Consider the following 12,953-nt stretch of genomic DNA (forward strand, 5'->3'; position numbering starts at 1 on the left):
TTTCTTAAATAATCTGCCAAGAAAAAATCGAATATGTGTTCGTTTTTTTCTTGGCAAATGACGTAAAACAAGGTATAGTATAGATAGTGGAATTGATAAAGGAGGAAACAATAGAATGAGTGATCGTCAAGCAGCCTTAGATATGGCTCTTAAACAAATAGAAAAACAGTTTGGTAAAGGCTCTATTATGAAACTAGGAGAGCAAACAGATACACGTATTTCAACAGTACCTAGTGGTTCGTTAGCACTTGATACTGCGCTTGGAATAGGTGGATACCCTCGCGGCCGTATTATTGAAGTATATGGTCCAGAGAGTTCTGGTAAAACGACAGTAGCACTTCATGCGATTGCTGAGGTTCAGCAGCAGGGAGGACAAGCTGCATTTATCGATGCGGAGCATGCGCTAGATCCAGTTTACGCTCAAAAATTAGGTGTCAACATTGATGAGTTATTGCTTTCTCAGCCGGATACAGGAGAACAAGCACTTGAAATTGCAGAAGCACTTGTTCGTAGTGGTGCAGTTGATATTGTTGTCATTGACTCAGTAGCTGCTCTTGTACCAAAAGCAGAGATCGAAGGAGACATGGGAGATTCACACGTTGGTCTTCAAGCACGTTTGATGTCTCAAGCACTTCGTAAACTATCTGGTGCTATCAACAAATCAAAAACAATTGCGATCTTTATTAACCAAATTCGTGAAAAAGTAGGGGTTATGTTTGGTAATCCTGAAACAACGCCTGGTGGACGTGCACTTAAGTTCTATTCATCTGTTCGTTTAGAAGTACGCCGTGCTGAACAGTTGAAACAAGGGAACGACATCATGGGGAACAAAACGAGAATTAAAGTTGTGAAAAACAAAGTGGCACCGCCATTCCGTATTGCCGAAGTAGACATTATGTACGGTGAAGGGATCTCGAAAGAGGGAGAAATCATCGACCTTGGAAGCGAACTAGATATCGTACAAAAGAGCGGGGCTTGGTATTCTTATCAAGAGGAACGTCTTGGACAAGGACGTGAAAATGCGAAGCAATTCCTAAAAGAGAATAAAGACATTCTTCTTATGATTCAAGAGCAGATCAGGGAGCACTACGGTTTGGATACAAACGGAGTGAAATCAACTGACGAAGAAGGACAAGAAGAATTGGAATTGAATGACTAAAAAGACGCTGAAAAGCGTCTTTTTTTTACAATTACATAACAGCTAGCGGGTCAAAAGTTCTGTCTTTGCTTGAAATAACGACTTACGCCTTAGTCTGACTAGCTTGACAAGTATTTCCGACACAATTACAATGGGAATGTATCACTTGTTTTTCTTAACATGATTGATAACTAATTTAAACTTGACAAGGGCAGTGAGGATCTCATTCCCTGTGAAGGCCCTGTATGTTGAGACACAAAACAATGTACATGCCGACACTTTATTTGTAAAACCAAGTTCATAGCAAGAGGAGGTGAAAATATGTCGCCTACGATGTTTACGATCATCTCCATTTTGCTGAGCCTAATCTGTTTAGTTGTTGGCTACTTTGTTCGTAAAACCATTGCAGAAGCAAAAATATCCGGCGCAAGAAACATGGCCGAACAAATTGTTGAGGATGCAAAGCGTGATGCGGAAGCATTGAAGAAAGAAGCACTCTTAGAAGCGAAAGATGAAATTCATTCGTTTCGTGTAGAGGCGGAGCAAGAAGTTCGTGAAAGACGTAATGAGCTTCAAAGACAAGAAAACCGTTTACTTCAAAAAGAGGAAAACCTTGATCGCAAGGACGAATCTTTAGATAAACGGGAGTCCCTGTTGGAGAAGAGAGATCATTCTCTGAATGAACGACAACAACATATTGAAGAGATGGAAAGCAAAGTGGATGATATGATTCGTTTGCAGAAAGCTGAGTTGGAGCGTATTTCTAGTCTAACTCGAGATGAAGCGAAACAAATCATTCTGGATCAAGTTGAAAATGAGCTTTCCCACGACATTGCAGTCATGACGAAAGAATCTGAAAACCGGGCGAAAGAAGAGGCTGATAAAAAAGCGAAAAACATTCTTTCACTTGCGTTACAGCGTTGTGCAGCTGATCATGTAGCTGAAACAACAGTATCTGTAGTCAATCTTCCAAATGATGAGATGAAAGGTCGTATTATCGGACGTGAGGGACGAAATATCCGTACGTTAGAAACGTTAACAGGTATTGACCTGATCATTGATGATACACCTGAAGCTGTCATCTTATCGGGCTTTGATCCGATAAGACGTGAAACAGCGAGGATAGCTCTGGACAAGCTAGTCCAGGATGGACGTATTCATCCTGCACGAATTGAAGAAATGGTGGAAAAATCACGCCGTGAAGTCGATGATTATATCCGCGAGATGGGTGAGCAAACGACATTTGAAGTCGGAGTTCACGGTTTGCATCCGGATCTCATCAAAATTCTCGGTCGCTTAAAATTCCGTACTAGTTATGGACAAAATGTCCTGAAGCATTCAATTGAGGTTGCACATCTTGCAGGTCTCATGGCTTCAGAGCTTGGAGAAGATGCAAAGCTTGCAAAACGAGCAGGTCTTCTGCATGACATTGGAAAAGCCATTGATCATGAAGTAGAAGGAAGCCACGTGGAAATTGGCGTTGAGCTTGCGACGAAATATAAAGAGCATCCTGTTGTCATCAACAGTATTGCATCTCACCATGGTGACCAAGAACCGACATCTATTATCGCTGTTCTTGTTGCGGCAGCCGATGCATTATCTGCAGCACGCCCTGGTGCAAGAAGTGAGACGCTTGAAAATTACATTCGGAGACTTGAGAAATTAGAAGACATCTCTGAATCTTATGAAGGTGTTGAAAAATCGTTTGCGATACAAGCTGGACGTGAAGTGCGTATTATGGTGAAGCCAGATTCAATTAATGATCTTGAAGCTCACCGTCTAGCAAGGGATATTCGTAAGCGGATTGAGGACGAGCTCGATTACCCTGGTCACATTAAAGTGACAGTTATTCGAGAAACTCGCGCAGTAGAGTATGCAAAATAGAGCGGTGCGCTTAGCGCCGCTTTATTTTTTTGTGTAAATATGCAACACTGATAAGAAGATCATTTTATAAGAGAAAGGGTTCAAAACGTATGAAAATATTATTTGTTGGAGATATCGTTGGTTCACCTGGCAGAGATACACTGAAAGAATACTTGCCAAAGCTAAAGAAAAAATATCAGCCACACTTTACGATTGTCAATGGAGAAAATGCGGCTCATGGGAAAGGTCTTACTGAAAAAATCTATCATGAGCTGCTTCAAGCTGGGGCTGATGTGCTCACGATGGGGAACCATACATGGGATAAAAGAGACATTTTCGATTTCATCGATGATGCACCCCATATTGTTCGTCCGGCAAACTTCCCGCAAGGTACACCAGGGAAAGGGCTCACTTTTATTAAAAAACAAGGTAAAGAACTAGCTGTCATCAACTTGCAAGGCCGCACATTTTTACCTCCGATTGACTGCCCATTTCAAAAAGTAGATGAGCTCATAGCAGAAGCTTCAAAACGTACACCGTTTATTTTTATTGACTTTCATGGTGAAGCCACAAGTGAAAAGCAAGCAATGGGTTGGTATACAGATGGTCGTGCATCATGTGTCGTTGGAACGCATACACATGTTCAAACAGCAGATAACCGCGTCTTGCCAAAAGGAACTGCTTATATTTCGGATGTTGGCATGACTGGTCCTTATGACGGTATTTTAGGTGTTGATCGGGAAACGATTATTAAACGATTTAAAACGAGCCTCCCTGTCCGTTTTGAAATTGCAGAAGGCCGCACGACATTAAGTGCAGTGATCGTAGAAATTGACGAATCGTCGAAAAAAGCTGTCAAAATTGATCGAATTTTGATAAATGATGACCATATTTTCTTTGAATAAATATTCACATATTTATTTCAGAAAAATATTAATCAGAAAGAAGGAATATGCGCCCTCTATCGTGAATATAGTAAAAATGGTAGGTAGCCTGCTATTTTTGAAAAACATTTTGGGGATGGATTTTCAAAAAAATAGCAACATCTAACAAAGATTGTTCTAATGAACACTCACTTATCCATTGTAAATTTAAGGGGGAGCAAAAATGGAAATTTTAAAAGTTTCAGCAAAGTCAAATCCAAATTCAGTAGCAGGAGCATTAGCCGGCGTTTTACGTGAACGCGGTGCAGCGGAAATACAGGCTATCGGCGCTGGAGCACTGAATCAGGCGGTCAAGGCTGTCGCCATTGCAAGGGGATTTGTTGCGCCTAGCGGAGTGGATTTGATATGCATTCCAGCCTTTACTGACATTCTTATCGATGGAGAAGAAAGAACAGCAATCAAACTGATTGTTGAACCACGATAATTCTAATTTTATTATTTTCAACCTGCTTACATCATGTAAGCAGGTTGTTTTTGTTTACCGCTATACATTTCTCATATAACATATTTCTTTCACAAAATAGATAGAAAATGACATATTAGAGCTTGCATTTTTTCACCATGATGATAAATTAAGATTAAGTTGAAAATACTTCATCAAAAATAAATATTTAAGTAGGTGAAATAATGATCGAAGCTTTTTTAAAAAGAGGAAAGCTTGTTTTTATTTTATTTTTTATCGTTCTCATTGCTGGAGGTTATTTGTTTACACAGCTTCCTAAACGAGAACTGCCAGAGTTTCAAGCAAATATTGTAACCATTTCGACTGTTTTCCCTGGTGCTGATGCAAAACAGGTAGAAAGTGATGTCACCAATAAGCTCGAGTCGGCCATTTCTGATATCAATGGTGTAGAGAAGACAAGCTCTGTTTCTACTATTGGTTTCTCAAATATTGTGCTTGAAATTGATGATCAAGCCGATTTTCAAAAGGTGGCAAGTCAAATCAAGAGTGAAACCTCAAATGCCGCCTCTTCTTTTCCAGATGGTGTGATGGAGCCAGATGTAAAGGATGAGTTTGGCAATGTGCCAGTTGGTTCTTATATGATTGTAGCAAGTAAATCATCTGATTTAGCAAAAAGTCAGAAATCGCTGCGTGCGTTAAAAGAAAAAGTGGAGGACATCAAAGGTGTTGATGGTGTTGTCATCAAAGGATTCAATGACAAACAAGCCATATTGAACTTGGATTCAAGTAAACTGGAGGATAACGGGTTAAACGTGACCGATGTCACAAATGCCATCAATCAAGAATTTGGCACATCCCCTCTAGGTGACGTCCAGGCAGATGGAGAAAAGGTCAAGCTGTCCATTGATGCCTATGATCGTTTAGATCAAATCAAAAAGATTGAGATTTTCTCAAAAACGAGCCGCAAGCCTGTTACAATCGGTGAGCTTGGTCGTTTAAAAGAAGTAGAAAAAGAGAAAAGCGATATCGTTTCATATAACGGAAAGCCAGCCTATTCATTTACAGTCAATATCAAGCCAGGACTGGATATTCCTAAAATGTATGACAAAGTCAATGCGGTCATTGAAAAAGAGAAAGAGCTGCCAAATGGTGTGGATTGGATAGACTACTATTCACAAAAAAGTGAAGTAGATGCTATTTTTAACGATTTAATCAAAGAAGCGATCGTGGCCGTCATCGCCGTCATTGTCGTCACCACACTTGGTCTAACCATTGGTGGTGCGTTTATCGTTTCACTTGCGATTCCGCTATCCATAACGATCGGAACCATCCCGCTGCCGTTTTTACAAGTGGACCTTAATCAAATTTCAATTATTGGCTTTATCATTGCGCTAGGGATACTTGTAGATGACGCCATTGTCGTCAACGATAATATTTTGAGGCAGATGAAAAAATACGAAAGTCCGCTTAAAGGAACCATTGCAGGTGTAAAAGAAGTGGCTGGATCTATTTTAACGTCAACACTGGCTGTTGTCTTTGCCTTCTTGCCGCTTGTTTTCCTTTCTGGTGCGAACGGTTCATTTATTCGAGCGTTACCGTCTGTTCTAGTCACAACTGTACTTGCGTCAATGGTCATTTCATTGACACTTGTGCCAGTGTATCAATATACAGCAAACCGAAAAAGAAAGAACAAGAAGATTCAAAAAGAACCGGGCTTTTTAGGCAAACCATTAAAAAGATTAGCTGATTTTTATGCAGATCGAGTACTGACAAACATCGTGAAGCGACCACTTCTCATTGGATTAAGTGGTTTGCTCATTGCCACACTTGCCTTTTTGCTTATTTTCGCCACACCATTTGAGTTTTTCCCTGCGGCGAATAAGAAAGAGGTGGTTGTCACTGTGACACTTCCAAGTGAAACAACCTTAGATAAAACAAATGAAACTTTAGAGAAAATAGAACAAGAGATCAAACAGCAAAAAGGCATTGAAGAGACGGCCATTTTTGCAGGCGGCGGTGTGCCGAACTTGTTTAATGAAAGTATCTCAAACGCAAGTGATCATACGGGTCAGGTTGTTGTCAGAGTAGACAATGAGCAGATGACAAGCAAAGCATTGATCGATCGTATGACAGAGCCATTGCGAAAGAAATTTAAAGATGCTGATATCTTTATGAAAACCATTGTTCAAGGACCACCAACGGGAGCGCCTGTGACCGTCACTGTTGCAGGAGAACAATTTTCAAAACTCGTGGATGTGAAAGAGAAGCTCACAAAAGAAATGAAAGAAAGCGGAGCGAGCCTGATCACAGACGATGTCAATCAGCCGGTGAAAACCATCTCATTTGAATTAAATCGTGACCGAATGGCAGAGGATGGGCTCACTGCTCAGTTTGTCAGCAGACAGCTTGGCCTTGTTACAGAAGGAATTCCATTAGGCACCTTTAAACAAGGAACAGATGACATCGACCTCGTAGTGAAACAAGACATGAGCACACATCAAAACGGACTGAAGCTAAAAGACATCAAGGTGCCTGTGAGTGCAAATGAGGGTGGCATTCCTCAATTGGAGCCGCTTAGCCGATATGTAAAGGAAAAAGAAACAGAGCAGTATGAAAGCATTCCTCATGAAAACGGGATGCCGACGATCACGTTAAAGGCATATCCTGGTACATCAGATACGTTTAAAGAGGATATGACAGAAGTCGTAAATGAAGTTGGGAAAAGCGATGCAGCGAAGAATTTGACCATTTCTCAGGGCGGAGAAAATGAAGATCAAACCCAATTCTTTATTGAAATTAGTCTCTTATTTGGGGTAGTCCTTCTGCTCATTTATGTGACCATCGCTTTCCAGTTCAATTCACTCATGCTTCCGCTTTTAGTTCTTGGAACGGTTTACTTAGCGATATCCGGCGCCATTATTGGACTATTTGTCACTCAAACGCCGTTTAGCTTTATGGCCACAATGGGGATTGTCTCATTGGCAGGTATTGTTGTCCGAAATGCGGTCGTTTTGTTTGAATTTATTGAACAGAGGCGCAAGCAAGGTCTCGATCAACAGGCAGCTGTGATTGAAGCGGGGAGAGCAAGGATTAGACCTATTTTGCTGACAGCATTTACAGCACTTGTCGCTCTTATGCCCGTTGCTTTAAGTAATGACCCACTCTTTAAGCCGCTAGCGATCTGCATCGTATCAGGTGTCTTTTTCTCAACGATTCTGACACTACTGATTGTGCCGGCTTTATATGTAGCCGTTTCAAAAAAACGCTGACAACTTAAAAGCAAATCTCCGAATAAAAGGAGATTTGCTTTTTTTTAGAAAAATATCTAAAAAAATATGTGGAGTGTTCATTTGTCTTCTCCTGAAAGACAGCGGTATTTACGTCTAAAATAAGACATGATAAGATCGGATTGGGAGAAGTTTTTTAACAAAGGGGTTGTACGTCATGTGTGGAACGATGAAAGCGATTGTTAAAAAAGAAAGCGCTTACGGAGCGGCGATGATGGAAATGCCGATTCCAGAAATAAGGGATCATGAAGTGCTCATCCAGGTAAAGGCTACATCGATATGCGGAACGGATGTGCATATTTATAATTGGGATGATTGGGCGAAGGGGAGAGTCAAAGCACCGTACATTTTTGGTCATGAATTTACAGGGGAAGTTGTCAAAACGGGGAACCAAGTCTCTCGAGCAAAAGTAGGGGATTTTGTATCGGCTGAGACGCATATTGTCTGTAATCAGTGTTATATGTGTTTAACGGGTCAGCAGCATTTGTGCAGCGAAACGAAAATTTTAGGGGTCGACATTGATGGCTGTTTTGCTGAATATGTCAAAGTACCAGAACAAAATGTGTGGCATAATCCAGCTCAAATGCCAGTGGAACTTGCATCTATTCAAGAACCGCTTGGAAATGCTGTTCATACAGTTCTGCATACACCTGTTTCAGGAAAGTCAGTGGCGGTTTTTGGCTGCGGGCCCATTGGTTTAATGGCGATTGCGGTTGCAAAAGCCTCCGGGGCTGTCCAAGTGTTCGCTGTTGATAAAAATGAATACAGACTGGATCTTGCCCGTAAAATGGGTGCAGATCATATCGTGGATATCGGAAAAGATGATCCTGTTGCCATGATCAAGCAGCTCACGCGGATGGAAGGGGCAGACGTGATGTGTGAGATGTCAGGACATCCCGTTGCGATTAATCAAGCACTCGAAGCTTGTGCAAATGGAGGGAAAGTGAATATACTAAGTTTGCCAGAGCGGCCGGTAACCATTGACATTACGAATCAAATTGTTTTTAGGGGATTAACCGTGCAAGGGATCACGGGGAGAAAAATGTTTGAGACGTGGCGTCAAGTATCTGAACTTTTAAGAACGAATACCATTGATGTACAGCCGGTTGTCACCCATACGCTGCCATTTGAAGATTTTGAAAAGGGATTTGAACTTATGAGAAATGGTACGTGCGGGAAGGTCGTACTGATCATGCCATCATATCAAAGGGGGACGAAATGATGAAAGAATTTACGTATTTACAAGATGAATTGGACACAATGAAGCAGCAAGGCACCCATCAAACACTGAAAGAAATCGATTCCAAACAATCATCCACGGTGACACTAAATGAACAATCCGTCATACAACTCTCTTCAAATAACTACTTAGGTCTCACCTCACATCCAAGGCTGATGAAAGCGGCAAAAGAGGCGATTGATGAATTCGGTGCTGGAACAGGATCTGTACGAACCATTGCTGGAACGATGACAATGCATGAACGGCTTGAAAAAAAGCTCGCTGCTTTCAAAAAGACAGAGGCAGCCCTTGTATTCCAATCAGGCTTTACGACCAACCAAGGGGTCTTATCCAGTATTCTCACAAAAGATGATATTGTCATTTCAGATGAGCTGAACCATGCATCAATCATCGATGGGATTCGCTTAACAAAAGCAGATAAAAAAGTATATGCTCATTCTAATATGGAAGAGCTTGAGAAAATATTAAAGAAATCGATGAATTACCGCGTCCGTCTTATCGTGACAGATGGTGTGTTTTCAATGGATGGAGATATTGCACCGCTTCCTGAGATTGTAAGACTTGCAGAAGCATATGATGCCTTTGTGATGGTAGACGATGCCCATGCGTCTGGAGTACTTGGTGAAAATGGCCGCGGAACAGTGAATCATTTTCAACTTGACGGCAGAGTGCATATTCAGGTTGGCACACTTAGTAAGGCAGTTGGTGTGTTAGGCGGTTACGTAGCTGGTTCTGCCGTTTTAATCGATTACTTAAAGCATAAAGCAAGACCGTTTTTATTCAGCACCTCACATCCGCCGGCTGTCACAAGAGCCTGTGAAGAAGCCATTGAAGTGCTGTTAGACGAACCGGAACGCATTGAAACACTTTGGGAGAACGCAGCCTATTTTAAAGAAAAAGTCATCGGTCTTGGATTTGAGGTGGCACCAACAGAAACGCCTATTATTCCAATGATGATTGGAGACGAGGCACTTACTTTCCGTTTTTCAAAAGCATTAATCGAGCGTGGCGTTTTCGCTCAAGGCATTGCTTTTCCAACTGTAGCGAAAGGAAAAGCGAGAATTAGAGCCATCATCACAGCAGAGCACACAAAAGAAGAGCTTGACCGTGCACTGACAATCATCGAAGAAGAAGCAAAAAAACTGAATATACTTAATTGAGAGAGCTGAGGCTCTCTTTTCTTTTGATCAAGAGTATTGATGACTGTCCAGATGATAGACATTTTTCATAGAAAAAACACAAATGAATTTATTTTCAATTCACGACAAAATAGTCTATACTGTAGGGTGGAGCTTGGTTTGAAAGGAGTACAAATTCATGAATGAAGAGCAGAGAAAAGCGAGCGGACAAGTAAGTTCATCGGACAAAAAATCCGAGAAGGACTACAGCCAATATTTTGAAGCTGTGTACATTCCGCCTTCCTTAAAAGATGCAAAAAAACGGGGTAAAGAAGAAGTCGAATACAATCAATTTCAAATTGACGAGCGGTTTCAAGGGTTAGGGAACGGCCGCAAGTTTTATATTCGCACATATGGCTGTCAAATGAATGAGCATGACACAGAAGTGATGGCTGGTATTTTTATGGCGCTTGGTTATGAACCAACAAATTCGACTGAAGATGCGAATGTCATCTTATTAAACACTTGTGCCATTCGTGAGAATGCAGAAAACAAAGTGTTTGGAGAGCTTGGTCATTTAAAAGCATTAAAGCGTGAAAAGCCAGATTTAATCTTAGGCGTCTGCGGATGCATGTCACAAGAAGAATCTGTCGTTAACCGTATTTTAAAGAAACACCCATTTGTTGACTTGATTTTCGGTACCCACAACATTCACCGCCTGCCAGAGCTATTATCTGAATGCTACCTGTCAAAAGAAATGGTCATTGAGGTTTGGTCTAAAGAAGGCGATGTGATTGAAAATCTTCCGAGAGCCCGCCAAGGAAAAATTAAGGGCTGGGTGAATATTATGTACGGTTGTGATAAATTCTGTACATATTGTATCGTCCCTTACACGCGCGGTAAGGAAAGAAGCCGCCGTCCGGATGAAATTATTCAAGAGGTCAGACGCTTAGCAGCAGAAGGATATAAAGAAATTACCCTTCTTGGTCAAAACGTGAATGCGTATGGAAAAGATTTTGAAGACATGGAATATGGTCTTGGTCACCTCATGGATGAGCTGCGTAAAATCGATATTCCACGTATCCGTTTTACAACAAGCCACCCGCGTGACTTTGATGATCACTTAATTGAAGTGCTTGCCAAAGGCGGAAACCTTCTCGACCATATTCATTTGCCTGTTCAATCAGGAAGTTCTTCTGTGCTGAAACTCATGGCAAGAAAATACGACCGTGAACGTTACCTTGACCTAGTGCGCAAAATCAAAGAGGCAATGCCAAATGTTTCATTAACAACGGACATTATCGTTGGGTTCCCAAATGAAACAGATGAGCAGTTTGAAGAGACGCTTTCCCTTTATCGTGAGGTTGAGTTTGATGCGGCTTATACGTTCATTTACTCTCCAAGAGAAGGAACACCAGCAGCCAATATGAAAGACAACGTGCCAATGCGTGTAAAAAAAGAACGTCTGCAGCGCCTGAATGCACTCGTAAATGAAATTTCTGCGAAGAAAATGAAGGAATATGAAGGGCAGACTGTCGAAGTATTAGTAGAGGGTGAAAGTAAAAACAACCCTGAGATCCTAGCCGGATATACAAGTAAAAGCAAGCTTGTGAATTTTAAAGCACCAAAAGAAGCGATTGGCAACATCGTCAAAGTGAAAATCACACAAGCCAAAACTTGGTCTCTTGACGGAGAAATGGTTGGAGAAGCTATCGAGGTGAATTAAAATGACGCTTTATTCAAAGAAAGAGATTGTCGAGCGCGCAAGAGAGCTCGCGAAAATGATTTCTGAAACAGAAGAAGTTGATTTCTTCAAAAAAGCAGAAGCGCAAATCAATGAAAATACAAAAATTGCAGCGATCATTAATCAAATTAAGGCGCTTCAAAAGCAAGCTGTGAATTTAAAGCATTATGGCAAACATGAAGCCTTAAAACAAGTGGAAGAAAAAATTGATGCCCTGCAAGAAGAACTGGATGAGATCCCAGTGATTCAAGAATTCAAAGAATCACAAACAGAGGTTAATTCCCTGCTTCAGCTTGTAGCGCACACGATTTCTAATCAAGTAACGGATGAAATCATTCTTTCAACCGGCGGTGACCTCTTATTAGGAGAAACCGGTTCAAAAGTGAAAAACTCATCCCCAAGTTGCTCCATTAAATGAGAAAACCCCGCAGATGCGGGGTTTTTTGTTTTCTGATGTAAGAATTGCATACCTTCTTTCTCCTTCAGCTTCCATCAACCCCAATCTCTCACTCTCCAACTTTTCCAATTTTCAAGGCAAGTTTATGGGCGACCATGCATACACTGAAACAGAAATGAATTTAATTGAACATGAGACTCAAAATCGTGACACACTAGACGAATGCCCAGCATAAGATAAAACGATCAAGAACAAGGAGGCATGCCGGAATGTCTGAATACAGAGAAATTATTACAAAAGCGGTGGTTGCAAAAGGGAGGAAATTTACCCAAAGCACACACACCATTTCTCCATCGCAAAAACCAACCAGCATCCTAGGCGGTTGGATCATTAATCATAAGTATGATGCTGAAAAGGTCGGTAAAACAGTTGAGATTGAAGGTACATTTGATATTAACGTGTGGTATTCTTACGCAGACAACACGAAAACCGAAGTGGTCACAGAACGTGTAAAATATGTAGATATCATCAAACTGAGATATAAAGATAAAAACTTCCTTGATGATGAGCACGAAGTGATTGCGAAAGTCTTGCAGCAGCCCAATTGCTTAGAAGTCACCATTTCTCCAAATGGCAATAAAATTGTCGTTCAAGCAGAGCGTGAATTCATTGCTGAAGTAGTAGGGGAAACCAAAATTGTTGTAGAAGTCAATTCAAGCTGGAAAGAAAAAGATGATCACGAATGGGAAGAAGAAGTGGATGAGGAATTAGAAGATATTCATCCAGAATTCCTCGCGGGTGATCCAGAAGAGTAATTGA

General features: G+C 41.1%; 10 protein-coding genes. All 10 read left to right on the top strand.

The genetic code is table 11. The annotated features are described in order from the left end of the window. Nucleotides 1–115: 115 nt before the first annotated feature. The 10 genes from recA to cotE all read left to right on the top strand — a co-directional run bounded on the left by recA (nucleotide 116) and on the right by cotE (nucleotide 12,949). Nucleotides 116–1,159 (top strand): recombinase RecA, encoded by a 1,044-nt coding sequence (recA, locus tag BA79_RS03180; RefSeq protein WP_007499478.1) that lies wholly within the window; start codon nucleotides 116–118, stop codon nucleotides 1,157–1,159. Between the two features lie 300 nt (nucleotides 1,160–1,459). Beyond that, nucleotides 1,460–3,022 (top strand): ribonuclease Y, encoded by a 1,563-nt coding sequence (gene rny, locus BA79_RS03185; protein WP_003211958.1) that lies wholly within the window; start codon nucleotides 1,460–1,462, stop codon nucleotides 3,020–3,022. Nucleotides 3,023–3,111: 89 nt separating this feature from the next. Beyond that, on the top strand, nucleotides 3,112–3,906 hold the full coding sequence (locus BA79_RS03190) for a TIGR00282 family metallophosphoesterase (RefSeq protein WP_008344680.1): 795 nt from the start codon (nucleotides 3,112–3,114) through the stop codon (nucleotides 3,904–3,906). Between the two features lie 202 nt (nucleotides 3,907–4,108). After that, on the top strand, nucleotides 4,109–4,369 hold the full coding sequence (gene spoVS, locus BA79_RS03195; RefSeq protein WP_003211281.1) for a stage V sporulation protein SpoVS: 261 nt from the start codon (nucleotides 4,109–4,111) through the stop codon (nucleotides 4,367–4,369). 203 nt (nucleotides 4,370–4,572) lie between these two features. Further along, a complete protein-coding gene (locus BA79_RS03200) occupies nucleotides 4,573–7,617 on the top strand; it encodes an efflux RND transporter permease subunit (RefSeq protein ID WP_035700808.1) in 3,045 nt (1,014 codons plus the stop codon). Between the two features lie 175 nt (nucleotides 7,618–7,792). Continuing rightward, nucleotides 7,793–8,857: an L-threonine 3-dehydrogenase gene (gene tdh / locus BA79_RS03205; RefSeq protein ID WP_035700811.1), complete on the top strand. Its 1,065-nt coding sequence runs from the start codon at nucleotides 7,793–7,795 to the stop codon at nucleotides 8,855–8,857. Next, nucleotides 8,854–10,035: a glycine C-acetyltransferase gene (locus BA79_RS03210; protein ID WP_155923899.1), complete on the top strand. Its 1,182-nt coding sequence runs from the start codon at nucleotides 8,854–8,856 to the stop codon at nucleotides 10,033–10,035. The genes tdh and BA79_RS03210 overlap by 4 nt, the downstream gene beginning before the upstream one ends. Before the next feature lie 157 nt (nucleotides 10,036–10,192). Beyond that, complete coding sequence (gene miaB, locus BA79_RS03215; RefSeq protein WP_035700817.1) at nucleotides 10,193–11,719, top strand: tRNA (N6-isopentenyl adenosine(37)-C2)-methylthiotransferase MiaB; 1,527 nt, start codon at nucleotides 10,193–10,195, stop codon at nucleotides 11,717–11,719. A gap of 1 nt (nucleotide 11,720) precedes the next feature. Further along, nucleotides 11,721–12,155, top strand: coding sequence for a regulatory iron-sulfur-containing complex subunit RicA (gene ricA, locus BA79_RS03220; RefSeq protein ID WP_008344661.1), 435 nt, complete (start codon nucleotides 11,721–11,723; stop codon nucleotides 12,153–12,155). Between the two features lie 248 nt (nucleotides 12,156–12,403). Further along, nucleotides 12,404–12,949 carry an outer spore coat protein CotE gene (gene cotE, locus BA79_RS03225; protein WP_007499466.1) on the top strand — a complete coding sequence of 182 codons (546 nt, stop codon included), beginning with the start codon at nucleotides 12,404–12,406 and terminating at the stop codon, nucleotides 12,947–12,949. Nucleotides 12,950–12,953: the final 4 nt, after the last annotated feature.

Source organism: Bacillus altitudinis 41KF2b, assembly GCF_000691145.1.
GTDB lineage: Bacteria > Bacillota > Bacilli > Bacillales > Bacillaceae > Bacillus > Bacillus altitudinis.

Excerpts from the sequence above, each read along its gene's own strand:
- recA (WP_007499478.1), top strand. The coding sequence starts at position 116 with ATGAGTGATCGTCAAGCAGCCTTAGATATGGCTCTTAAACAAATAGAA.
- rny (WP_003211958.1), top strand. The coding sequence starts at position 1,460 with ATGTCGCCTACGATGTTTACGATCATCTCCATTTTGCTGAGCCTAATC.
- BA79_RS03190 (WP_008344680.1), top strand. The coding sequence starts at position 3,112 with ATGAAAATATTATTTGTTGGAGATATCGTTGGTTCACCTGGCAGAGAT.
- spoVS (WP_003211281.1), top strand. The coding sequence starts at position 4,109 with ATGGAAATTTTAAAAGTTTCAGCAAAGTCAAATCCAAATTCAGTAGCA.
- BA79_RS03200 (WP_035700808.1), top strand. The coding sequence starts at position 4,573 with ATGATCGAAGCTTTTTTAAAAAGAGGAAAGCTTGTTTTTATTTTATTT.
- tdh (WP_035700811.1), top strand. The coding sequence starts at position 7,793 with ATGTGTGGAACGATGAAAGCGATTGTTAAAAAAGAAAGCGCTTACGGA.
- BA79_RS03210 (WP_155923899.1), top strand. The coding sequence starts at position 8,854 with ATGATGAAAGAATTTACGTATTTACAAGATGAATTGGACACAATGAAG.
- miaB (WP_035700817.1), top strand. The coding sequence starts at position 10,193 with ATGAATGAAGAGCAGAGAAAAGCGAGCGGACAAGTAAGTTCATCGGAC.
- ricA (WP_008344661.1), top strand. The coding sequence starts at position 11,721 with ATGACGCTTTATTCAAAGAAAGAGATTGTCGAGCGCGCAAGAGAGCTC.
- cotE (WP_007499466.1), top strand. The coding sequence starts at position 12,404 with ATGTCTGAATACAGAGAAATTATTACAAAAGCGGTGGTTGCAAAAGGG.